Below are 21822 nucleotides of genomic sequence, written 5' to 3'. Positions count from 1 at the left end.
GCCACGCAATCGCACCCGAAACGATCGGTGCGACGCTACGGCATGCTGCAGGATCGCGAGTCGGGCCGATATGTGCGGACTCGCAGGATAAAGAGATTGTCAGGGCTTTTTCCCTAAACCCGCGCCAATGCACGGCCCGGCCCCCGCTCTGGATCACGCCGCAACCCGCCCGATTCGCCATCGGCGCGACATTGACGGTTTGCGCGCGCTCGCAATCCTGCCCGTGTTGCTGTTCCATGCCCATGTCCCCGGGTTTTCGGGCGGCTATGTCGGCGTCGACATCTTCTTCGTCATTTCAGGCTATCTGATCACCGGAATCGTCGCGCGCGAAGTGGATGAGGGCCGCTTTTCGCTGTTCCATTTCTACGAACGCCGATTCCGCCGGATCATCCCCGCGCTGACCCTGATGATGGTGGCGGTGCTGGGCCTTGCGGCCTGGCTCTATCTGCCCGGAGACCTGGAGGGCGTACCGCGATCGGCGCTCGCCGCCAGCCTGTTCGCCTCCAACCTGTGGTTCTTCACCGACACCGGCTATTTCGCCGGCGGCGCCGATGTGAAGCCGCTGCTGCACACATGGTCGCTGGCGGTCGAGGAACAATATTATATCGGCTTCCCCGTAGCGCTGATGCTGCTGGCCCGCTTCGCGCCGCGCTGGCGGCTCGCGACGGTGGGTGCGGCGGCAGCGGCGTCGCTGACACTGTGCGCGCTGATGGCGCGCGACGGCAGCGGCTTTGCCTTTTACCTGCTGCCCACGCGCGCGTGGGAATTGTTCGCCGGCGCGCTGCTCGCACTGGGCGCCGCGCCAGCCGTGAAGATGCGCTGGCTGGCCGAAACGCTGAGCTGGGCAGGCATCGCCGCGATCACGGCTGCCGTCATCTGCTACGACAGCACGACCTTTTTCCCCGGAGCCGCTGCAATGCTGCCGGTCGCCGGCGCCGCGGTGCTGATCCACGGCGCGCCGGGCACCTCCGCGGGCCGGTTGCTGTCGTGCCGGCCGATGGTTGCGGTCGGCCTGCTGTCCTATTCGCTCTACCTCTGGCACTGGCCGCTGATCGTGTTCACCGAATATGCGACCGACGCGCCGCTTGCCGGGTCGACGCGGATCATGGTCATCGTCGCCTCCTTCATCGCCGCCTGGCTGTCCTGGCGCTATGTCGAGCGTCCCTTCCGCGATCCCGGGCGCGTCAGCCGACAGCGCGTTTTCCAGGGCACGGCGGCGGCGGTTCTGATCCTGTCCGCGCTGTCGGGCGCGTTGATGCAGGCGGGCGGATGGCCGTCCCGCTTTTCCCCCGAGGTGCTGGCGCTGGCCGCTGGGCGGAACGACATCAGCCCGGACCGCAAGCGATGCCATGACAGCTTCATGCGCGGGGCCGCGCCCTGCGTGCTGGGAGCGGACGTCCCGCCCGATGCGATGCTATGGGGCGACAGCCATGGGGTCGAGATGGCCCATGCGCTGGCCGGGGTGGCCCGGGCCGAAGGGCGGTCGCTGATCGAACGGACAACGTCGAGCTGCCCGCCGGTGCTGGGCTATCAGGCGAAGGACCCGCGCTGCGCCGCCGCCAACCGCGCTGCCTTTGCCGCCCTGCGCGCCGACCCGCATATCCGGCGCGTCTATCTGGCCGCCTTCTGGGCCAATGGCGATTTCGACGACCGCGCCTTCGTCGACCGGCTGGGTGCGACGGTCGCCGCGATCCGGGCGACGGGACGGCAGGTGACGATCATCGGTCCGGTGCCGCCGCAACCCTTCGACGTGCCGCGCCGGCTGGCCCATCTGGCGCGTGCTGGCCGGCTGGACCAGGCACGCGGCGTGGAGCGGGCGACGGTGGAGGCGCGGACCGGGCATCTGCGCACGCTCTTCGCGCGATGGCGGACGCGGGGCGTGCGCGTGATCGACCCGATGGCGACCCTGTGCAGGGAGCGATATTGCGCCATCCTGCGCGACGGCCGGCCGCTCTATTTCGATTCCCATCATCTCAGCATGGCGGGCGCCCGCGCGGTCATTGCCGGCGGCAGCTGATCATTCGGCCGCCAGCGGCCAGCCCGACCGGGGCAGTTCGACCGCCAGCGCATCCACGATTCCCGCCAGCACGGCCTGCATCCGATCCAGTCCCGGCCCCGGCCGGTCGAGCGCCGGGTCGAGATAGAGGCTGCGGTCGATCTCCATCTGGATCGCATGCATGCCGCGATCCGGCCGTCCATGCCGGTCGAGCATGTAATCGCCGGCATAGGGATGATTGAGCGCGGTCGAAACGCCATGTCCGGCCGCCACGTCCGCCGCCAGCGTCAGCAGACGGGTCGCGGCGCTGCGTCCGAAACGATCGCCCAGGACGATACCCGGCGCGCTTTTGCCCGCTGCGGGCGGCGGCAGGGGCGGCATCGAGTGCAGGTCGACCAGGATGGCATGGCCGTGCGCGTCGCGCGCGGCCGCCATCAGCCGGGCGATCATGGCGTGATAGGGGCGATGGACGGTATCGATCCGCCGCTGCACCTCGGCCCAGGGCAGCGGCCCGCGCCACAGTTCCGGGACGCCGGGCAACCGGCGCGGCAATAGGCCCAGGCCGCCACGCAGCTTGGCGCTGCTGTGCAAGGTCGTATCGCGCGGCAACCGGTCAACCATGACCGGATCGACCTCGCGGTCGTGCCGGTTGAGATCGATCATGGCGCGCGGCGCACGCGCCACCAGTACGGAAAATCCGCGGTTCACCAGCGGCGCGGCGATATGATCGACCCAGCGATCCTCCAACCGCCGCAATGTGTCGATGCCGGTTCTCGCCTGTGCCAGAAGGGTGGCGGAATAATCCCGCCCGGCATGGGGAACGGACAGGATGAGAGGCGATGCGGGAACCGCCGGACCGTGCAGGTCGAACGCCCGCCCATCGGGCGTCGGGGTGTGCGGCACGGGGGGCGGCAACGATCCTCCTTTCACCGGCGGCGTAAAAATGGTTACTCCGCTGGATAATATTTACGCCTTGTCGCATATATCCACCCCTCACGCCAGCCAGGGACGAGCGGCGGGAAAAGGTGCGGGGGCAATGGTTCGGATATTGTTGGCAGAAGATGACGAGAGCATGCGCACCTATCTGGCGCGCGCGCTCGAGCGTTCGGGCTATGAGGTGGAGGCGGTTTCGACCGGGGCGGAAGCCCTGCCCCATATCGGTTCCGACCGGTTCGACCTGCTGCTGACCGACATCGTGATGCCTGAAATGGACGGCATCGAACTGGCCCAGCACGCAGCGCAGGTCGCGCCCGACATGCGCATCATGTTCATCACCGGCTTTGCCGCCGTCACGCTGAAGGCGGGCAAGGCCGTGCCGCAGGCCAAGGTCCTGTCCAAGCCGTTCCACCTGCGCGACCTGGTGCTAGAGGTGGAACGGATGTTCGGCAATGAAAGCGTTTCGGGACTGAACTGACCCGTCAGTCGGGCACGACCTCTTCCATATCCGGGGTCGGATCGAGCGCGATGCCGGCCATTGCTGCGTTGAAACGCTCGCGATCCAGCCCCTTTTCCCACGCGGAAACCACCACCGTCGCCACCGCGTTGCCGACGAAATTGGTAAGGCTGCGACATTCGCTCATGAACCGGTCCACGCCCAGGATCAGCGCCATGCCGGCCACCGGCACGGACGGGACGATCGACAGGGTCGCCGCCAGCGTGATGAACCCGGCGCCGGTCACCCCGGCCGCGCCCTTGGACGAGATCATCGCCACCAGCAGCAGCAATATCTGATCCTCCAGCCCGATATGGACGTTGCACGCCTGGGCGATGAAAAGCGCCGCCAGGGTCATGTAGATGTTGGTGCCGTCAAGGTTGAAGCTGTAGCCGGTCGGCACGACCAGCCCGACCACCGATTTGCGGCATCCCGCGCGCTCCATCTTCTCGATCAGGCTGGGCAGCGCGGCTTCTGACGAGGAAGTGCCGAGCACCAGCAGCAGTTCAGCCTTCAGATAACGGATCAGGTGCAGGATGTTGAAGCCCGCGAACCACGCCACCGTGCCCAGCACGCCCAGGACGAACAGCAGCGAGGTGAGGTAGAAGGTCACGACCAGCCCGGCGAGGTTGGCGAGCGTACCGACGCCATATTCGCCGATGGTGAAGGCCATGGCGCCGAAAGCACCGACGGGCGCTGCCTTCATCAGGAAGGATACCAGCTTGAAAACGGCGTGGCTCGCCGATTCGAGCACCGTCATCAGCGGCGTCGCCCTGTCGCCGATCATGGTGAGGGCGATGCCGAACAGGATCGCGACGAACAGCACCTGCAATATATTGCCGTCGGCCACGGCCGACACCATCGTCGCGGGAATGATGCTCATCAGGAACCCGGTGAGCGTGCGCTCATGCGCCTGATGCTCGTAGTCGGCCACGCGGCCGACATCGAGCGTCGCCGGATCGATGTTGAGACCCGCGCCGGGCTGCACGACGTTGGCGACGATCAGGCCGACGATCAGCGCCAGGGTCGAGAAGGTCAGGAAATAGCCGAAGGCCTTCGCCGCCACCCGGCCGATCGCGCCCAATTCCTTCATTCCCGCGATGCCGGTGACGATGGTCAGGAAGATGACCGGCGCGATGATCATCTTCACCAGCTTGATGAAGGCTTCGCCAAGGGGCTTGAGCATCACGCCCGATTCCGGGAAGAAATGGCCGATCAGGACGCCGGCCGCAATCGCCACGAGCACCTGGACATAGAGCTGGCGATACCAGGGCAGGCGCGGCGCGGCCTGAACCGGCGAGGTGGGCGATGGCATCATGTCGGTCGGCGTCCCCTTATTTGCGCCGCAGCATATGGCCGGACCGGGCAGTGTCCAGAAGAATAGGCCGCGCCATGCAAATTCCCGCTTGCGTGCCCCGGATGCCCCCGCTAAAGGCGCAACTCCCGTGGGCGTGTAGCTCAGTGGTAGAGCACTGTGTTGACATCGCAGGGGTCGCAAGTTCAATCCTTGCCACGCCCACCATCGAAAACCCCGTAAAACCAATGGTTTTGCGGGGTTTTTGTTGGCCTGATGGTGGCGGCGGCTCCCGCATTGCCCACGATTTTCCTGGGCAAATTTGGGGCATGAAAATGCCGCGCGAGGCCGTCGAAATCCCCATTCGCGCGTGCCTGGTGGACATGGTCGCGCAAAGCCTCATGATGCCTAGTCAACGACTGACGGCCAGCTCGATTCCGCGGTGTCGCCGTAAAGCAGGAAATCTTACCTGCAAACAGAAGACGAACCGCTGCCTCTGAGCTCCATAGAGGCCGCGATCCCCCGGAACACGCACCACCCCTTCAAGTTTCGTGGCACTCTTTCTCAGCCCAGCATGGTCGACGCCGTGCGTGCACCGGAATGTGCCACCTCTTCACGAAACATGGCGTACCCCGACTTCATAAATGCGGATAAATCCGTGCGGCGGAGGCGCGTCTCACATGCGACCGGAAAAGATCACATGCTTTCGATCCGTACCTCGGCGCGCGAGTCCATCATCCTTGCCATTGGCCCTGAGCGCCATACGGTCACTGCCGAACCCGTGAGAGGTGCGTCGGAACCGCTCATCAGGCGGCGCAACGTGAGACGATGTGAAAGCCGTCGCATCCGGCGCGGTGATCCTGAGAAGCCCGAGATTTTTGAGGTGGATATGGTCGTCGGCGGCCAGCCAGCCGAACAGCGCATCATGAACCAGAGCAGCAAGGTCAGTAGCGGGATCGGTTGAAAGCGGCCGGAACCGGGCGCTCGTCGATTCCTTTGTTCTTTTGGGAAAGGTGGGGATTGTCTCGCATCTCACATGCGTCATGATTCCAGGCGGATCGAGAGCAGCAACCGCATCGCTGCCGGCCAGAAGCTGGTCGAGAAAATCAGCCGTGATCGCCGGGTCCTTGCGTCGGGACATAGTGGGGCTTCTGGTCACCCATTATGCCCGCCACGCCGAAATCCTAACTAGCCGCGTGCAGTCGCAGCTCAACCGATTTGACGCCATTGACGTGATTGCTGCGTAATCGCGAGGGTTTTCCAACCAGTTCTACGGCGGCAACGCGCGTTGCCATTTCTTCCAGCAGCACGCGCAGTTGCAGCTGCGCTACGAAATTGCCCAGGCAGAAATGGGGGCCGCCGCCGCCGAAGGCCATGTGCGGGTTGCGAGCGCGATCGATACGGAACGCGTCGGGCTCGTCAAACCATGCTTCGGCCCGGTTTGCCGATGCGAAATACATCGCCACCTTGTCCCCCGCGGCGATCATCGTGCCGGCCAGTTCCACAGGGGCGACCGCCACCCGCCGAACGAAATGCACGGGCGTAGCCCAGCGCAGCGCTTCGCCCACAGCCAGTCGCGGGTTGAGCCTGTCGCGCCGGAAGCGGGCCCACTCGCCGGGGTTTTCGGCCAGGGCGACAAGCAGATGCGACATGGTGTGGCGGGTGGTTTCATTGCCGGCCACCACCAGCATCAGGAAATAGTTGAGAAATTCCTCGGCATTGAGGGGGCGCTGGTCAACCTCGCCCTGCACCAGCAGAGTGACGATATCGTCTCGTGGCGCACGGCGGCGATCGTCCGCCAGTTCGCGCCCCAGGGCGAAGGCATCGAGCGATGCCGGATGGCCGAACGGCAACATCCGGCGCTCCTCGAGCGTAAAGTGGGAATAAGCAGGATCGACGAAGTCCGGATCGTCCGATCCTATCAGCAAGTCGCTCCACCGGACCAGGTCGTCGCGGCGCCGGTCGTCCACACCAAGGATACTGCACAAGGTCACGATCGGGATCTGTTTGGTCAGCGCGCTCACCGCTTCGAATGGCCCGGCGCCCACCAACTGGTCCAGCAAGGCGATCGTGCGCCGCCGGACATCGGCTTCAAGCCGCGAAATCGCCTTGGGACCAAAGCCCGCTGCGGTAATCTGGCGCATCGCCGTGTGCTGGGGTGGGTCCATTTCCAACAGCGTCCGGCGGGCATCGCTTTGCGCATTGTCGAAATCGTCGAGGCTGATCACGCCCTCGCGCGAGGAAAATCGGGCGGTATCGCGCGACACGAGCCCGATCTCCTCATAGCCGGAAACCGCCCAGAAACCGCGATGACCATCGTACCGCTCATTCCATGCCACAGGCGCTTCCCGCCGCAGCCGGGCGAATTCGGCACGCGGGACGGCAGCGTGCCAGTTGCCGGCGTCCGACAGGTCAAGCGCGGTGGTCGGGCGATGCGTGGTCGGGGCTATGGTCATGCCTGGTCTCCACTGGACTGCGGCTGGCGGAAAGGCGCCGGGTCGGAACGGATGAAGTCGACAATCCATCGGGCGGCCAGCTGCTGGTTGCGCGGCCCGTCCAGGCTCGCCTGCGCGCGTCGCCAGATATCCTCACCCATGTCCTGGCGATGCAGATCGTAGATTTCGGTCACCTGGGCCGGCGTCATTTCCGGATGGGGCTGGAAGGTCAGGATGTTGGGCCCGATCATGGTGACGGCCAGCGGACAGTCCGGGCTGGACGCAAGCACCTGCGTGCCCGGGGCAGGCACGGTGACCTGATCCTGATGCAAGGCTATCAGGCTGAAGACGTCCGGCGCAGGCTCCTCGCCCGCATGCTGCAACCAGGCTGGCTGGCGGTCGATTGTGTAGCGAGTGATCCCGGCCCCCCAATAGGGCGCCTTGGCCACCTGCCCGCCCAGCGCGGCATGCAGGTGCTGGTGGCCGTAGCAGATGCCAACCAGCGGCCGATGCTCACGCGCTGCGATCACGAACCTGCTGAGCGCGTCCTGCCAGGGGGCGTTCTGATATGTGCTGGCGGGGCTCCCGGTCAGCAGCCAAGCGTCGCACGCATCGGGTGCGTCGGGCAGCTCGCCATCGACCACGCGCCAGACCCGAAAGGCCAGATCCGGATCGACAGGGTGCAACAGGGGCGGAAACCAGTCCGCAAAACCACCGTGCTTCGCAATCCATTCCGGCTTGTTGCGCCCGCATTCGAGGATACCAATGGTCGTCATGGCGATCATCCCAGCTCGAAGAAACGACGCCGCTCGTCGACCAGCGACAGGCCCTGAAACTGTTCGAGCTGCGAATGGCGCGATGCGGTGAATGTCTCGACAAAGCGCTGACCTAGCCAGTGACTGGCAAATTCGCTTTCGCGCATGGCTGCGATGGCCGCATCCATCGACTCAGCCAATCGCCGTCCGCGCTCGGTCACGAAGCCATTCCCGACCACCGGTTCGTCCGGCTCGATCCGCCCGGCAACGCCCGCCAGCCCCGCAGCGATCGTGGCAGCCGCCGCGAGATGCGGATTGGAGTCGGAGCAAGGCAGGCGGTTCTCGATCCGCAGCGAACCCGGACTTTCACCCACAACACGCAGGCAGGTCGTGCGGTTCTCGATTCCCCAGGTGAAGGCAGGCGGGGCAAATGTTCCCTCGGCGAAACGGCGCCAGCTGTTCACGGTCGGGGCGAAGATCAACATCACGTCGGGCAGGAACTGCTGCAACCCGCCCAGGAAGTGACGGAATGTTTCCGACATGTTGTGCGGTGCCGATGAATCCCAGAAAACGGACTCGCCGGCGCGGTCGCGCAACGACACATGGATATGGGACGATTGACTGTCCGCCTCTTCCGACCAGCGGGGCATGAAGCTCACCGTCTGGCCGCGCCGCATGGCCAGCACCCGCACGAAATTACGGAACAGGACGGCCTGATCAGCGGCCGACATCGCCGGCGCCGCGCGAATGCACGCCTCCATGAATCCGCCGCCGATTTCTTCGTGCATCTTGGCAAGACGCACGCCCAACGTGTCGCACATGTCGGCAACCGCGCCATAGAACTCCGACTGAGCGGCCTGGTAGATGACCAGATCATGAGAGGCGTGCATGGTGGCGGTGAGCAGCTGGTCGAAGCCCTTTTCCGACAGGGTCCGGGCCGTCTCGTCGAACAGGGTGAATTCCAGTTCGATCCCCAGCGTCGCCGCGTATCCGGCCCTTTCGGCCTGGCCGACGATCCGGCGCAGCACGCTGCGGGGACAGAGTGCCTGCGCGTCCCCGGTAAATTCGGCAAAGTACAAGCCGCTGTCCTGAGGCGCCTCGAAGGGCACGGTCACCCGGCTTGTCCGATCCACATTCAGACGACTGTCATGATAGTCCGACGTGTCGTCGGTCACGCCCGGCAGGTGGAGGAACACGTCGGTCGGATCGAGCGCGAGCTGTGCCGGGGACATTCCCATCCCGCCTTCCAGGATTGCCGGCAGGTCATACCCGCAAACCTTCTGCCCGCGCAGCAAGCCGTTTGTATCGACGACCGCCACAGTTGCAAACCGATCTGGCATATCCACGCCCATTGCAAAGTCTCCCCGACGGTGCGCGCGCTAGTTCTGCACGAGCATCTCAGAAGGAAAGGTAGCGAAACCCACTCCTGAAGATTGATTTTTTCGGGCAGCTATTTGATATTTTCGTGCAGATCGGTTCATTATGTTATTCCACCCCGGAATGGAGCGCTGCATTTGATCCATGACTCGCCCCCGCTTGCGCAGTCCCTGCCCGTCATTCAGGCCCGGGTGCTCACCGCCATCTTTGAAGCTGCGGCTGTCAGCCCTGCCCTGCGCACGCAGCTTCTTGACACCGAAGGATTGCGAAACAACGATCTGCTCGGTGCAGAAGCATCCATCCCGCTGGCGGCCTACATGCGGCTGTTCGAGCGGCTGGCGCTGCGGCTGGAGCGCCCGACCCTCGGGCTCGACCTTTCCTCGCGCATGGGGCCAGAACTGATCGGAGCGCTCGGTTACGCATTCATCCACTCCGCAACGCTCGACGCAGCGATCACGGCGTTCGCCAACTCGGTGTTCAGCATCCAGGGAGTGACCGCCCTAAGCTACGAGCGCGCCGCCTATCCGCACGTGCGCTATACGATTTTCGACGATCGGCTTCATCCCCGGCGCCAGGATGTGGAATTCTCCCTCGCCTATGTACATGCGCTGATCCGGCGCTTTCTGGGGCGTGCCTATGTGCCGCAGGAAGTGCATTTCGAACACCCCCTCGCCGGGCCGCGCGGGCATTACGATACGGTGTTCGGCTGCCCGGTCTATTTTGAACAACCGAGCAACGCGATCATCCTCGACGATGAGGTCGTAGCGGCGCCGGGGCGGTTGCACGATCCGCATCTGGTTTCGATCCTCCGGCACGCGCTGGAACGCGGCCGGCCGGCTTCCGACCAGTCCGACGCGATCGCCCGCGCGGTCGATCGCCTGTTACCCGACATGATCGAGACCGGCGACACATCCTGCCGGCTGGTGGCGGCGCGCCTCGGCATGAGCGAGGAGACCTTGCGACGGAAGCTGAGGCGGGAAGGCGTCTCATTCCGCACCATGCTGCGCCAGCGGCGATGCGCTTTGGCCACGCGCTATCTTCAGGAAACCAGTCTCTCGATCATCCAGGTGGCGCAACTGTGCGGATACGCCGAAACCGCGTCCTTCACGCGCGCCTTCGTGCAGGAAACCGGCATGACCCCCAGCCAGGCGCGGCGGTCGCACCCTATGGAGCCGGGTGCCGTCCTTGACTCGGCTGAACACGCCGGATAGCCAAGCCCTTGGCCCGGTCCACTCGTGATATTTCACACAATCTTCGGTCAAATAGCCTTTCGCCGGGTCGGTCAGGCCGAGACGGGCTTGCTGAGCGCGATCCGTAGGGCAGCACATGAAAGAGCAGAACGACGGACTTGTCCCCAACGGGCCCGACCTGGAGGCCCATGCGAAGGATGTTGCCGCTTTCCTTGCATCGCGCCGATCGAAAAAGCTGCTGCGACTTTTCATGTTTCTGCTCGATCAGTCGCAGCGCGGCCTCCAGCCGTGCGAAGCGGACATCGTGGCGTCGATCCGTGCGGGACAGGAAGCCGGATCAGATCCTCCCGGGTCGAGCGGGCGCGTCTATGTTTCCCGGCTGCGCAAGATGCTGGACCAATATTACGGCGGACATCACGGCCCTCGCCTGGTCATTCCGCGGGGCGAGTATCGGCTTGCCTTGCAAGAGGGAGCACAGGATTCTCCAACGCCGCTCGACGCATCCGCCGCCCCATCCAGACCCGCGCAACACAAGACGCGGTCGCGCCTCGCAATCACCGGTCTGCTCGCCCTCAACGCCGTATTGGCCGGTATATATTGCTATTCCGGGGCTGGGGGCGGCACGCTTGCGCAATCGGCCCTCTGGCAGCCCATCGCCCGAAGCCCATCGCAAACGATCGTCGTTGTGGGCGACCATTTTCTGTTCGGCGAACGACGCGCCGGGAAGGTGGACCGCATCGTCCGGGATCCAGGCATAACGAACCGCGCCGCATTCGGCAGTCAATACGCCGGCAACGCACAGGGAGCCGATGGTCCTGTGGATCTCGATCTGGCTTACACCAGTTCGAACCTTGTGTTTGCCTTGCGGAGCGTTCGGCTTGCGCTCGCCACGGCGGGTGTGTCGTCAACGGTGATCCCGGCATCGCAGCTCGACCCGGCCATGCTCAAGTCCAGCAATATCGTCTATCTTGGCCCCCTCGACGGGCTTGGCCCGGTGCTTGAGACTGGATTGTCGCGCGTGTCGGGCTTTGCAATGCGTCCAGACGATGGCGCACTGCTCGACAAGGCAACCGGCAACGCGTACCGCTCGGATCTTGCGTTTGTCTCCACCGCCTCGGTCCCACAGCGCGACTATGGCTATATCGCGAGCTTCCCCGGACCGTCGGGCAATCGCATTGTCATCCTATCCGGGCTGGGAGACGCCGGCCTTACACAGATGGGCGATCTTTCAATCAACAAGCCTGATCTGGCCCGCCTCGCCTCGGCTGTAGGCAGGTCGGGCCCCAACGACAAGGGTCCGGCCTTCGAAGCCTTGTATGAGGTCAAGGCGCTCTACAGCGAGAGCTTCGGCCGCAGCTTGCTCGTTGCTCGCAACTTCGGCAGGCGAACGCTTGGGACCGCCGCTTCCCCGGCCCGAAAATCGCATGTTACGGGTCGCACGACCTGACTGCGCCGCTATCGCGCCGGGTGCAGCGCCCGGGCTGTCACCAGCCGGCTCTCATGGCGCAACGCGCCAAGCGAGCGTATTTCGTACAACGCTTCGAACGAGGGCGCGCCCTTCGTCTGGCGTGATAGGGCGGCCAGCTGCGCCTCATCCCCGGCGATGCGCGCGACCTGCGGCAACGCCGCGTCCTGCAGTCCCGCAACGACCACCAGCGCACATCCGTCCGGTTTCACGATCCTGGCAATATAACCATAGTCCTGCGTAAAGACGGGACGCTGCAACGGGGTGCGATCGCCCCGGCCGGTTGCGCCGGTCAGCTGCGCGGTGAATTGCCGCTTTCTACGCTCGTCGACCAAAGTGTCGCTCAGCGGATCGAACGTAAAGCGAGACGCCTCGAATACGACATCGCGAAGCAGACCCAGCTGATCGAGGCGGCCGAAATAGAGTATGTTGCCGCGATTGAGCGTCTGCTGGGTCAGCTTCGAATTCGGCAGGACGGCAGGCGGCCGCGATCCCCTGCTGCCCAACACAGAGGTTGCCCCCAACAATGACCACAACCCATCGGCGTTGCTCGCGGCCATGTAATAAGTATCGCGATCCAGCACTTGCCCGCCGTTCGCCCCCGCACCTACGCGCGCCGTTTCGAGTTCGGCAGCGGAAGTGATCGCGGGTTGCATGACAAGACGCGGCGGCCGACCATCCGGGCGGGTTTGCACGTAGAGATAGCTGTCTCCCACCACCACCAGCGGCATGCCGCAACGCACTTGCGCTGCCGCAAACAGGCTGCCCGCCTTGTCCTCCATGCCTTCGGGTCTTGCCCTGACGTAGAACAAAGCGGCCCACCCCAGGAGCGTCAGGAGCGCGAGGATCACGACCCATCGCGTGGCGATGCGGGACAGCGGCATCCAACGCAATGCGGCACGGGCAAACGGAGTAGCCGGCACCTCCGGCATGGTCGGCGAAATTACCGGTTCGATCAGGGTGATGCGGTATTCCCCCTTGGGCACCGTCAAACGCGGCCCAGGCGAATCCCGATATATTTCATCCAGCCGCGTGCGAAGGCGATGAACCCACACACGCACCATCGCGTCTTGCGACGTATCGAAGCGCAGATCCTTTCCGAACACTTCGAACGCAATTTCGATTTCCTTGGGGGCGCGAATATCCTGCGAATGGAGATGGAGATAGTCGAACAACCGCAACAGGCTTTCCGACCGGCCTTCAACTTGCAACAGCCCACGGATCCTGAGCACTTCAGCCGCAAAATCGTGGTCGGACGCGGGCTCAGCCAAACCGAAGATCCGCGCGATACATGAGCCTGAAACGTATCAAAAACTGTTTCCCCCCTTCATGACCGACCGTCACCCACTATCAACTCGTAACTCACCGTCCGGTCGGGGATCGCCCAGCGATCGACGCGGTCCGTGACGGACACCAAGCCAGAGCCGACACAACTGTCAACCGGGCACGGCTATTCAAGGATACACCGAGGGAGGGTTGATGAAGAACAGTCTTTCATCCAGCATGATTTTCTTGCTGGCAAGCGCGGCCTGGATTCCGGGCATGGCTCTGGCTCAAGCGTCGCAACATCCGGGAAGTACCGACCCGGGCGGCAGCCCGGCGAATTCGGCCGAGCAGGCCGATGAAATGCCGACCATCATTGTTTCTGCGCGCAGACGGGACGAGGCACTGACCGAAGTACCCGCTTCGGTCACCGCGTACACTTCCGACTTCCTGCAAAAGCAGAACATCACTACCTTTGCGGACTACGCGACCAAGATCCCCAATCTGACTTTCCAATATGGCCAAGGGGGAAGCTTGCTTTGGAGCGGAAGCCGGCAAACCACGATCCGCGGCGTCGTCGGTGCTGAAACCACCTCCTACTATATCAACGATACACCGGTGCCCGCCTCCGTCAGCCCGCAAACGCTCAATCTCGATCGGATCGAGATCCTCAAGGGCCCCCAGGGCACGCTGTTCGGCGCCAGTTCGATGGGCGGGAACCTGCGCTACATCACGAAGCAACCGTCGCTCAGCGAGAACAGCGGCGTCGTGCAGCTTCAGGCCGGCCAAACCCGTCACGGCGGTTTCGACCTCGATGCCAATGCGCAGGCCAGTTTTGTGCTGGCACCCGAACGCGTCGCACTCCATCTGGCCGGCGGCTTCATGCAGGAGTCAGGCTATATCACGCGCCGCTTCCCGGATGAGACCGGCCAGTTGCAGAGCCGCGACGGCCAGGGGCGCAACCGGATCGCCTCAGCCTCGGCCACGCTGCGTGCGCAGGTGACGGAAAGCCTGGATATGACCCTCTCCGCGATCGGTCAGTCCACCAAGGTTCGCGGCCTTCCCGCCGTTTACGCGCATTTGCCCGCCTATCGCCCCACGGGACTGACGATAGACCGCGCCCGCGACGTGCCGGAAGCGGCCAAGGACCGCTGGGGAATCGGTTCGCTGGTGCTCAACTACAAGGGCGATGGCGTTTCCATCGTGTCCTCGACCAGCTATTTCAAGCGCCGGATCGACGAGGTGGAAGACGATACCGAAGGGTCCAACCAGTTCCTCGCAGATGTGGGCATCGTTCTGGACGACGACCCCATATTCGCGACGGTAAGCGTGCAGAAGGAAAATCGCTTCACGCAGGAAGTGCGTCTTTCGTTTGATGACGGCGTCGTTCTTCCCGGTCTCACGGGCATTGTCGGATTTTATTACCAGCACGTCCTGCGTGACACCCGCGTGCCCCGCCAGGAAAGCCAGGCGCTGGCCGATGCGGGGGCAGAGCCGCCCTATCTGGGCGACAGCACATTGATCGAGCATTCCAACGATGTCGCGCTGTTCGGCGAACTCACCTACGAAATCGCATCGCGGCTATCGCTGAGCGCTGGTCTGCGGCGCTACTGGATCAAGCGCACCACCGATCCGACGCTCGATACCGGGTTCATCATCGGGCCGGATGGCGCGAGCCAACCCGGCTTGAAAAATCGCCAGTCCGGCTTCGTGCCCAAGGTGGTTCTGTCCTACAAGGTCGGAGATCAGGGCAACATCTACATTTCCGCAGCGAAGGGTTTCCGCCCCGGCGGGTCGCAGCAGCGCTTGCCCGGCATCTGCGCCAACGACCTGGCGGCGCTCGGCCTTACCGTCGATGATGTGCGCCAGTTCAAGTCGGACACGCTGTGGAGCTATGAAATCGGCGCCAAGAGCCAGCTGGCCAATCGACGCCTGAGCGTTTCGGCTGCCGCATTCCAGATCGACTGGTCCTCGATCCAGCAATCCATACTCCTGCCCGAATGCACGGTCTCGTTCACCGGCAATGCGGGCAAGGCCCGCATCCGGGGCGGCGAACTCGAATTGTCCGGCCGCCCGATCGCCGATGTCCCTCTCACCCTTCAGGCCGGGGTCGGCTTTACCTCGGCCGTTCTCGTCGATCCGGGCTATCTGCCCGATCTTCCCGGGAGCCGCCTTGCGCAGGTGCCGCGTTGGACGGCCAGCATCGCCGCCTACTACGAACAGTCGCTGGGGGATGACCTGACCGGGTTCCTGTCGGCAGATTACAGCTACACCTCCGCCGTGCCCGTGTCGGATGGCGTAGGGGGAGCCTATAGGCGTCAGCCATTCAACATCGTCAACGCCAGTTTCGGTCTGAACTTTGGCGCGACGCAAGTCCTGCTGTTCGTCAAGAATGCGTTCGATAAGCGCCTGAACTTCGGAGACCAGCCGTCTGCCGGTTTCGAGCGTCAGGAGCTTGTCAACGGTAACCTGGAACGCCTGCCGCGCGTGATCGTCAGCCGCCCGCGCCAGATCGGACTGCAAGTGCGGCAGGCGTTCTAACCGCACCACGACATCCTGATCCAGCCCGTGGCGGGACGCGGGGAGCAGCGCGGCGGAAGCCCGGCGCAGCTCCCTCGCGCGCTGCTGAAACACATATTCGACTGTAGAGAGGAACATTCGCCACCATGTTTTCCCACACCGCCGACGCCGCATCCAGCAAGCTCCCGAGCGACGAAGCGCATATTCTTGTCACCACACCCGACGGCGCCGTGCGGTCGATACCCGCATGCGAAGGGATGACCCTGATGGAACTGATCCGCGACGCCGGGATCGAGGAACTGGCCGCTTACTGCGGCGGGAACTGTTCGTGCGCCACATGCCACGTCCATGTCGCTCCCGCATGGGCTGGCGCCCTGCCCGAAGTGAGCGAAGCGGAAGCCGCACTGATCGAAACGAGCGAAAACGCGACCCCCTTCTCGCGCCTTTCCTGCCAGTTGCCGTTTTCCGCTGCGCTGTCCGGCCTCGCTGTCACGGTCGTGCCCGCCGAATAGCCGCACCTCTCGACGCCATCGGCTGTCCTCCATCATTGGAGATAAATCATGGAATCCATCGTTCAGGCTTTGACCGACGCTTACGCGCAGACCTGGCAGGAAGTCCTTGCCGGCGCGATCATCTTTGACCTGGTCTATTTCGCCGCTGGCGGGGTCTTCTATTTCTACCTTTTCGAGCGCCGCACGAACGGCCTCACGTTGCAGCAGCTTCCGCGCTATATCGTCGATCCTCATCTTCTCCGGCGCACTGCTCCGATCGAAGACGCCCGGCAATCAGCCCGCATTGACCGCCGGTCCTGGCTGTTGCGCTTCCTGTGGGCGCCCCCGCTCACCGCGCTGGCCACAACGCTGGCCCTCGTCTTCGGGGTGTTTCTCAGCGGCAAGCTCGATGGCTGGCTGGGACCAAGAACGCCGGTCAGCTGGCCCGAATGGGCGATCCTGTTGTGCCAGGTCGGCACTGTCTTTGTCGTTGGCGATTTCGGGAACTACTGGAACCACCGGTGGATGCACCGCGTGCCGATCTACTGGTCGTTTCACCGCGTTCATCATTCGGCGGAAACGCTCAACTACTTCACCGGCGACCGTGAACACCCGCTCGAAGTCCTGCCCAGCGTGATCATCCAGGGCTTCTGGAACGGGCTGGGGGCCGGTGTTGTGCTATGGGCAACAGGCACATCTCTCCAGTCCGGCACGCTCCCCGCGCTGGTGGCGCTGGGCGTTGTCTGGCACATCCGGACGATCCTGTACCATTCACATTTCCCGCTTTCGTTCGGTCCCCTGGATTACATTATCGGCGGACCGATCATGCACCAGTTGCACCACAGCGCCGAAAGCCATCACTTCAGCCGTAATTTCAGTGTGCAGCTGTTCATCTGGGACTGGATTTTCGGCACCATCTACGTTCCGGCCAAAGGCGAGACATTCCGGCTGGGCTTGAGCGAGGAGGAACTGGGCAAGGCCAATCCGCACGGGACGCTCAAGGGCCTTTACCTCGAACCGATCCAGAACGCCTGGCGCGTTCTGCGCTGTAACGGCAATCGCGACAGAGCATGAGTGCGCCGTCGCGCGGCCGGCCGACCAGGCTCAGCCCAATATGCGCGCCACCGGCACATGTTCATAGCCAAGGTGGCGGGCGACAGCCTCATCGGCGTCCGCGTTGCTCCCCATGGTCGTCGCCCGGTCAGAGCCCGCCGAGCAGGCAGTATTTGATGTTCATATAGTCGGCCAGGCCGTGGCTGGAGCCTTCACGGCCGAAGCCCGATTCCTTGACTCCGCCGAACGGGGCGACTTCGGTGGAGATGAGGCCGTCGTTGATGCCGACCATGCCATATTCCAACCCCTCCATCATCCGCCACTGCCGCGCGGCATCGCGGGTATAGACATAGGATGCGAGGCCAAAGGGCGTGTCATTGGCAATGCGCAGCGCGTCAGCTTCGTCGGTAAAGCGGATGACTGGCGCGACCGGCCCGAAGATCTCCTCGCTTGCAATGGCCATCGCGGGGGAGACGCCGGTCAGCACCACAGGGGCATGGAACGCGCCGCTTTCGGGAATGGCGGGCGGCGTCCCGGCGATGACGGCCCCCTCGCCCACGGCCTGTGCAACAATGTCCGCCACCCGGCGAACGTCCATTTCGCTGATCAGCGAGCCCATGCCCGCCGGATTGGCCAGGCCATCGCCGACCCTGACCGCGGCGGCGCGTGCGACGAACTTTTCGACGAAGGCATCGTGGATGCCGGCCTGCACCAGAAAGCGGTTGGCGCAGACGCAGGTCTGCCCGGCATTGCGAAAGCGCGACGCCATTGCGCCGTCGACAGCGCGGTCCAGATCGGCATCATCGAACACGATGAAGGGCGCGTTGCCGCCGAGTTCGAGGCTCAACCGCTTCACGCCCTGAGCCGCTTTGGCCATGATCAGCTTGCCGACCCGGGTCGACCCGGTGAAGCTGATCTTGCGCACCATTGGGTGGGTGCAGAACAGATCGCCCGCATCGGCGGAACGGAAGACGGGCGCCACCCGCAGCAGATCGTGCGGGATGCCTGCCTGATGCGCCAGCGTTTCCAGCGCCAGCGCGGAAAGCGGGGTCAGTTCGGCCGGCTTGATAATGATCGAGCAGCCCGCCGCGAGCGCCGGTCCGGCCTTGCGCGTGATCATCGCCAGCGGGAAGTTCCACGGCGTGATCGCGGCACACGTGCCTACCGGTTGACGCAGCGTGACGATCCGCTTGCCGGCGGCGTGCGAAGGGATCACCTCGCCATAAGCGCGGCGGGCTTCTTCGGCGAACCATTCGATGAAGGCCGCGCCGTATTTCACTTCGCCGCGCGCTTCGTCGAGGGGCTTGCCCGATTCCAGCGTCATCAGCCGCGCAAGATCCTCGGCCTTTTCAATGATGAGGTCGTACCAGGCGCGCAGCACGTCGCTGCGTTCCTTCGCGGTGCGCGCGGCCCATGCGTGGCGCGCCACATCCGCCTGCTCGATGATCGCCGTGAGCGCCGGGATATCGTGGCGCGTCACAGCCGTGATGCGACTGCCATCGGCCGGATTGATCACTTCCAACCCGGCGGGATCGAGATGTTCGGGCTTGAGAAGCGCCAGGGTCCTATCGGTCATTCAGCAATCACTCCGGAAGAAAGGTGCGGATTACAGCATCCGCGGCAGCACGTCGGTCTCGCCGCCCTTGTCCAGCAGGCGGTGCTTGATCGCACCCGCCACATGCAGGACGACCAGCGCGAGCAGGGCGTAGGCGCTCAGCTCGTGCAGTTCCTGAAACACCTCGAACGCGTTATCGTTCTTGGGCAGCAGCTCGGGCAGTTCGCCGAAGATGAAGAACGGCACCCCGTCGCTCTGCGTGAAGCTGGAGGACATGCAGTAGCCGAACACCGGCACCAGCAGCGTCAGCGCGATGATCGTGCGGTGGACGACATGAGAAAGCGTCTTTTCCCACGGCTTGAGCGACGATGGCGTCTCGGGAAGTATGGCGCGGTTGCGCCAGCGGATGGTCAGGTGCACCAGCGCCAGCAGCCACACCAGCACGCCAAACTGCTTATGGTTGGGATAGAACAGGTCAAATGTCTCCATCGGCGTCGTTTCGGGAAGGCTGGTCATGTACCAGCCCGACCAGATCAGCCCCAGGATGATCACCGCGCGCGCCCAGTGCAGCAGCCGCATCGAGAGCGGATATTTCTTGCCGTTACCGTCCATCCTTGCTCCCCTTCGTCGTTACAGGAAGATACCGCGCGAATAGCCGCCATCGACCGTCAGCGACTGCCCTGTGATCGCAGCATTGTCGGCCGTCGCCAGGAACGCGACCATGCGCCCGACGTCCGCTGGCGAGAGGATCCTGCCAGTCGGGATATCGGCGACGAAACCGGCTTCGATGTCCTTGGCGGTCGAGCCGCGCTCGTCAGCCATTTCGGCAAAGAGCTCTTCCAGGTGCGGGGTCCGCACGATGCCCGGATGGACCGCGTTGACCATGATGGAAAACGGCCCCAACTGGTCGGAAAGCACTTTGGTCAGGTGCGAGACCGCGACGTTGCGAAGGCCGCTGAGCGTATCGGATGATCGGCCGGTCAGCCCGCCAATGTTGACGATGTGGCCGCGCCCCGCCTGCTTCATCGCGGGAACCACCGCCTGTATATAGCGCAGGTAGCCACCGATCTTCACATCCGCATCGGCGATGAGTGCGGCAACGTCCAGTTCTTCGATCGCGCCACCGATGGGTGTGGAACTGGCCGCTGCGTTGACCAGCACGTCGATCCGGCCGAACCGGGCGAGCACGTCCTGGGCAAGCGCGCGTGTGGACGCCGGATCGCGCGCGTCGGAAGCGATGGCGGCAATCGTGCCACGCCTCTCGCCGCGCAGCCGCTCGGCGGCGGCATCCAGCGCCTTTGCCCCCCGCGCGGTCAGCACCACCACGAAGCCTGCTTGCAGCAGCGCGGTCGCGATGCCGGGCGCAAGGCCGCCGCTGCCGCCGGTCAGCACCGCAACGGGCGCGCCTTTAGTCATGGTAATTCAGCCTGGATCAGGAGCGGGCCATCGAGCGCGAGCCCATGTTCAAGGGCAGCGGCAAGTTCGCCATTGGTGGCAACCCGGCGCGCCTCTACTCCATAGCCCTGCGCGAGCGCGACCCAGTCCACCCGCGGCTTGTCCAGCTTGGTCAGGCTGGCGACGACGGCGTCGTCAAGCGGAACGGCGGCACGGGTCAATTCGGTCTGGAGGATGGCATAGCGGTGATTGGCAGCGACGATGATCGTCACCTTCAACCCCTCGCGCGCCATGGTCCAGAGCGATTGCAGGGTATATTGCGCGCTGCCGTCAGACTGGAGCGAGACGATCCTGGCTTCTGGCGCGGCAAGCGCGGCGCCAACCGCACAGGGCAGGCCCTGCCCGATCGCACCACCGGTATTGGTCATCACGCGGTGGCGGCGTGCGCGGTGGGCGTTGCGCAGCCATGGCCCGCCGAGCGTGGAGCCTTCAAGCGAAATGATCGCATCCTGCGGCAACTGGACCAGCACTTCCTCAACCACCGAGGCCGGGGTAAGCGCCGCTTCCGAATGCCCCGATCCGCCCGGTGTTTCGGTGCTCCGGGCCGCTGCGGGCGCTGCCTTCAGGCGGGCAGCCAGCGCTTCGAGCGCGGCGACCGCATCCTCACCGGGCTCGGCAAGGCGCACCAGCCTTTCGTCGGGCACGAGCTGACTGGGCCAGCCCTCGTAACCGAAGTAACTGATCGGCATGCGTGCCCCGGCCAGCACGACCCGCGCCGCGCCCATCTGGGCGATCACATCGTCGGGGAAGTAGGCCTGACGCTCCACCACCGGAAGATCGCCGCCCAGCGTGACGATGGCCGGATAAGGCTCCATCAGCAGGCGCGCGCCAAGGTGCGTGCAAATGGCCTGTCCGGCGCGAATGCCGCGTTCGGTCAAAGCATTGCCGCCAAGCAGGACAATGCTTTCGCCCGCCTTCGACAACGCGCGGGCGGCATCGTCAACGATGGCTTCGGATACCGAGGTCGGGCGATACGGCGCGGGCAGGACGGGCTGGACGGCGTCCGGCGCAGGTGCATCCACCACATCGGTCGGTATCACGAGCGTCGCCGCGCCGCCTTCCTCCAGATTGGTGGCGGCAAACGCCTGCGCTACGCAGGCATCGATTGCCTGCGGGCGGTCAATCGTGATCACGGCGCGCGAAACCGGCGCGGCAAGCGATCGAATGTCGCTGGTCAGCGGCGCATCGTAAGCCAGGTGCCAGGTGGCATGATCGCCGATCAGGTTGACAATCCGCGAACCGGCGCGGCGCGCATTGTGCAGGTTGGCAATGCCATTGGCAAAGCCGGGGCCGAGGTGCAGCAGGGTCAACGGCACTTCGCCAGACACGCGGGCGTACCCATCGGCAGCGCCCGTACAGACCCCTTCGAACAGGCTGAGCACGCAGCGTATCCTGCCATCGCGAGCGAGCGCGCTGACCAGGCCGAGTTCGGTAGTGCCGGGATTGGCGAAGCATATCCGCGCGCCGGCCTGATAAAGGCTGTCCAGCAGCAGGTCGGCCCCAAGGCGGGTGGTGACGGCATTTTCCATCTTTGTCATCTT

Annotated in this window: 18 protein-coding genes and 1 tRNA gene; 8 read left to right on the top strand and 11 right to left on the bottom strand. The window is 64.3% G+C overall.

Translation table 11 applies throughout. The features are described 5' to 3' along the window. The first annotated feature begins 127 nt into the window (after nucleotides 1-127). Nucleotides 128-2017 carry an acyltransferase family protein gene (locus J3E64_RS16610; RefSeq protein WP_253344148.1) on the top strand — a complete coding sequence of 630 codons (1890 nt, stop codon included), beginning with the start codon at nucleotides 128-130 and terminating at the stop codon, nucleotides 2015-2017. Here J3E64_RS16610 and J3E64_RS16605 read toward each other — a convergent pair whose 3' ends face one another. Continuing rightward, nucleotides 2018-2911, bottom strand: coding sequence for an N-formylglutamate amidohydrolase (locus J3E64_RS16605; protein ID WP_253344147.1), 894 nt, complete (start codon nucleotides 2909-2911; stop codon nucleotides 2018-2020). Nucleotides 2912-3032: 121 nt separating this feature from the next. On the opposite strand from J3E64_RS16605, the gene cpdR reads away from it, so the two are divergent. Then, nucleotides 3033-3410, top strand: coding sequence for a cell cycle two-component system response regulator CpdR (gene cpdR, locus J3E64_RS16600; RefSeq protein WP_253344146.1), 378 nt, complete (start codon nucleotides 3033-3035; stop codon nucleotides 3408-3410). 4 nt (nucleotides 3411-3414) lie between these two features. Here the strand turns inward: cpdR and J3E64_RS16595 are convergent, their stop codons facing one another. Further along, the gene (locus tag J3E64_RS16595) at nucleotides 3415-4746 is read right to left on the bottom strand and encodes a dicarboxylate/amino acid:cation symporter (protein WP_253344145.1); all 1332 of its coding nucleotides are present in this window, start codon (nucleotides 4744-4746) and stop codon (nucleotides 3415-3417) included. A gap of 129 nt (nucleotides 4747-4875) precedes the next feature. On the opposite strand from J3E64_RS16595, the gene J3E64_RS16590 reads away from it, so the two are divergent. Next, nucleotides 4876-4950 (top strand) — tRNA-Val (locus J3E64_RS16590). A 448-nt stretch (nucleotides 4951-5398) separates the two neighbouring features. On the opposite strand, the gene J3E64_RS16585 is transcribed toward J3E64_RS16590, so the two are convergent. Genes J3E64_RS16585 through J3E64_RS16570 form a run of 4 tightly spaced genes read right to left on the bottom strand, consistent with a single transcriptional unit; the run spans nucleotide 5399 to nucleotide 9252 of the window. Next, the gene (locus J3E64_RS16585; RefSeq protein ID WP_253344144.1) at nucleotides 5399-5863 is read right to left on the bottom strand and encodes a hypothetical protein; all 465 of its coding nucleotides are present in this window, start codon (nucleotides 5861-5863) and stop codon (nucleotides 5399-5401) included. 43 nt (nucleotides 5864-5906) lie between these two features. After that, nucleotides 5907-7178: a cytochrome P450 gene (locus tag J3E64_RS16580; RefSeq protein WP_253344143.1), complete on the bottom strand. Its 1272-nt coding sequence runs from the start codon at nucleotides 7176-7178 to the stop codon at nucleotides 5907-5909. Next, complete coding sequence (locus tag J3E64_RS16575; RefSeq protein ID WP_253344142.1) at nucleotides 7175-7933, bottom strand: type 1 glutamine amidotransferase; 759 nt, start codon at nucleotides 7931-7933, stop codon at nucleotides 7175-7177. Before J3E64_RS16575 ends, J3E64_RS16580 begins: the two co-directional genes overlap by 4 nt. Before the next feature lie 5 nt (nucleotides 7934-7938). Further along, nucleotides 7939-9252: a glutamine synthetase family protein gene (locus tag J3E64_RS16570; RefSeq protein ID WP_253344141.1), complete on the bottom strand. Its 1314-nt coding sequence runs from the start codon at nucleotides 9250-9252 to the stop codon at nucleotides 7939-7941. Nucleotides 9253-9426: 174 nt separating this feature from the next. On the opposite strand from J3E64_RS16570, the gene J3E64_RS16565 reads away from it, so the two are divergent. Both J3E64_RS16565 and J3E64_RS16560 read left to right on the top strand, forming a co-directional pair. Further along, nucleotides 9427-10500 (top strand): AraC family transcriptional regulator, encoded by a 1074-nt coding sequence (locus J3E64_RS16565; RefSeq protein ID WP_253344140.1) that lies wholly within the window; start codon nucleotides 9427-9429, stop codon nucleotides 10498-10500. Between the two features lie 367 nt (nucleotides 10501-10867). Further along, a complete protein-coding gene (locus J3E64_RS16560) occupies nucleotides 10868-11926 on the top strand; it encodes a hypothetical protein (RefSeq protein ID WP_253344139.1) in 1059 nt (352 codons plus the stop codon). 8 nt (nucleotides 11927-11934) lie between these two features. Here J3E64_RS16560 and J3E64_RS16555 read toward each other — a convergent pair whose 3' ends face one another. After that, nucleotides 11935-13155 carry a hypothetical protein gene (locus J3E64_RS16555; protein WP_253344138.1) on the bottom strand — a complete coding sequence of 407 codons (1221 nt, stop codon included), beginning with the start codon at nucleotides 13153-13155 and terminating at the stop codon, nucleotides 11935-11937. A 268-nt stretch (nucleotides 13156-13423) separates the two neighbouring features. Here J3E64_RS16555 and J3E64_RS16550 point away from each other — a divergent pair, with 268 nt between their 5' ends. The 3 genes from J3E64_RS16550 (at nucleotide 13424) to J3E64_RS16540 (ending at nucleotide 17292) form a co-directional block, all read left to right on the top strand. Next, on the top strand, nucleotides 13424-15748 hold the full coding sequence (locus tag J3E64_RS16550; protein ID WP_253344137.1) for a TonB-dependent receptor: 2325 nt from the start codon (nucleotides 13424-13426) through the stop codon (nucleotides 15746-15748). Between the two features lie 125 nt (nucleotides 15749-15873). After that, nucleotides 15874-16239, top strand: coding sequence for a 2Fe-2S iron-sulfur cluster-binding protein (locus J3E64_RS16545; protein WP_253344136.1), 366 nt, complete (start codon nucleotides 15874-15876; stop codon nucleotides 16237-16239). A gap of 48 nt (nucleotides 16240-16287) precedes the next feature. Further along, entirely contained in the window at nucleotides 16288-17292 is a 1005-nt protein-coding gene (locus J3E64_RS16540; RefSeq protein ID WP_253344135.1) for a sterol desaturase family protein, read from the top strand. Nucleotides 17293-17419: 127 nt separating this feature from the next. On the opposite strand, the gene J3E64_RS16535 is transcribed toward J3E64_RS16540, so the two are convergent. The 4 genes from J3E64_RS16535 to J3E64_RS16520 are packed head-to-tail and all read right to left on the bottom strand — an operon-like array spanning nucleotide 17420 to nucleotide 21819. Beyond that, on the bottom strand, nucleotides 17420-18847 hold the full coding sequence (locus J3E64_RS16535) for an NAD-dependent succinate-semialdehyde dehydrogenase (protein ID WP_253344134.1): 1428 nt from the start codon (nucleotides 18845-18847) through the stop codon (nucleotides 17420-17422). Nucleotides 18848-18877: 30 nt separating this feature from the next. Then, nucleotides 18878-19438 (bottom strand): cytochrome b, encoded by a 561-nt coding sequence (locus tag J3E64_RS16530; protein ID WP_253344133.1) that lies wholly within the window; start codon nucleotides 19436-19438, stop codon nucleotides 18878-18880. Nucleotides 19439-19456: 18 nt separating this feature from the next. Continuing rightward, nucleotides 19457-20242 (bottom strand): SDR family NAD(P)-dependent oxidoreductase, encoded by a 786-nt coding sequence (locus tag J3E64_RS16525; RefSeq protein WP_253344132.1) that lies wholly within the window; start codon nucleotides 20240-20242, stop codon nucleotides 19457-19459. Further along, nucleotides 20239-21819, bottom strand: coding sequence for an acetolactate synthase large subunit (locus J3E64_RS16520; protein WP_253344131.1), 1581 nt, complete (start codon nucleotides 21817-21819; stop codon nucleotides 20239-20241). The genes J3E64_RS16525 and J3E64_RS16520 overlap by 4 nt, the downstream gene beginning before the upstream one ends. Nucleotides 21820-21822: the final 3 nt, after the last annotated feature.

The sequence above is a fragment of the Sphingobium sp. OAS761 genome (assembly GCF_024168485.1).
GTDB lineage: Bacteria > Pseudomonadota > Alphaproteobacteria > Sphingomonadales > Sphingomonadaceae > Sphingobium.
The sequence above is the reverse complement of the archived record's forward strand: the minus strand, read 5'-3'. Positions and strand labels throughout refer to the sequence as shown.

Coding starts and splice junctions, on each gene's coding strand:
- J3E64_RS16520 (WP_253344131.1), bottom strand. CDS start 21,819: ATGACAAAGATGGAAAATGCCGTCACCACCCGCCTTGGGGCCGACCTG.
- J3E64_RS16570 (WP_253344141.1), bottom strand. CDS start 9,252: ATGCCAGATCGGTTTGCAACTGTGGCGGTCGTCGATACAAACGGCTTG.
- J3E64_RS16575 (WP_253344142.1), bottom strand. CDS start 7,933: ATGACGACCATTGGTATCCTCGAATGCGGGCGCAACAAGCCGGAATGG.
- J3E64_RS16525 (WP_253344132.1), bottom strand. CDS start 20,242: ATGACTAAAGGCGCGCCCGTTGCGGTGCTGACCGGCGGCAGCGGCGGC.
- J3E64_RS16595 (WP_253344145.1), bottom strand. CDS start 4,746: ATGATGCCATCGCCCACCTCGCCGGTTCAGGCCGCGCCGCGCCTGCCC.
- J3E64_RS16560 (WP_253344139.1), top strand. CDS start 10,868: ATGCTGGACCAATATTACGGCGGACATCACGGCCCTCGCCTGGTCATT.
- cpdR (WP_253344146.1), top strand. CDS start 3,033: ATGGTTCGGATATTGTTGGCAGAAGATGACGAGAGCATGCGCACCTAT.
- J3E64_RS16580 (WP_253344143.1), bottom strand. CDS start 7,178: ATGACCATAGCCCCGACCACGCATCGCCCGACCACCGCGCTTGACCTG.
- J3E64_RS16530 (WP_253344133.1), bottom strand. CDS start 19,438: ATGGACGGTAACGGCAAGAAATATCCGCTCTCGATGCGGCTGCTGCAC.
- J3E64_RS16550 (WP_253344137.1), top strand. CDS start 13,424: ATGAAGAACAGTCTTTCATCCAGCATGATTTTCTTGCTGGCAAGCGCG.
- J3E64_RS16585 (WP_253344144.1), bottom strand. CDS start 5,863: ATGTCCCGACGCAAGGACCCGGCGATCACGGCTGATTTTCTCGACCAG.
- J3E64_RS16535 (WP_253344134.1), bottom strand. CDS start 18,847: ATGACCGATAGGACCCTGGCGCTTCTCAAGCCCGAACATCTCGATCCC.
- J3E64_RS16540 (WP_253344135.1), top strand. CDS start 16,288: ATGGAATCCATCGTTCAGGCTTTGACCGACGCTTACGCGCAGACCTGG.
- J3E64_RS16545 (WP_253344136.1), top strand. CDS start 15,874: ATGTTTTCCCACACCGCCGACGCCGCATCCAGCAAGCTCCCGAGCGAC.
- J3E64_RS16610 (WP_253344148.1), top strand. CDS start 128: ATGCACGGCCCGGCCCCCGCTCTGGATCACGCCGCAACCCGCCCGATT.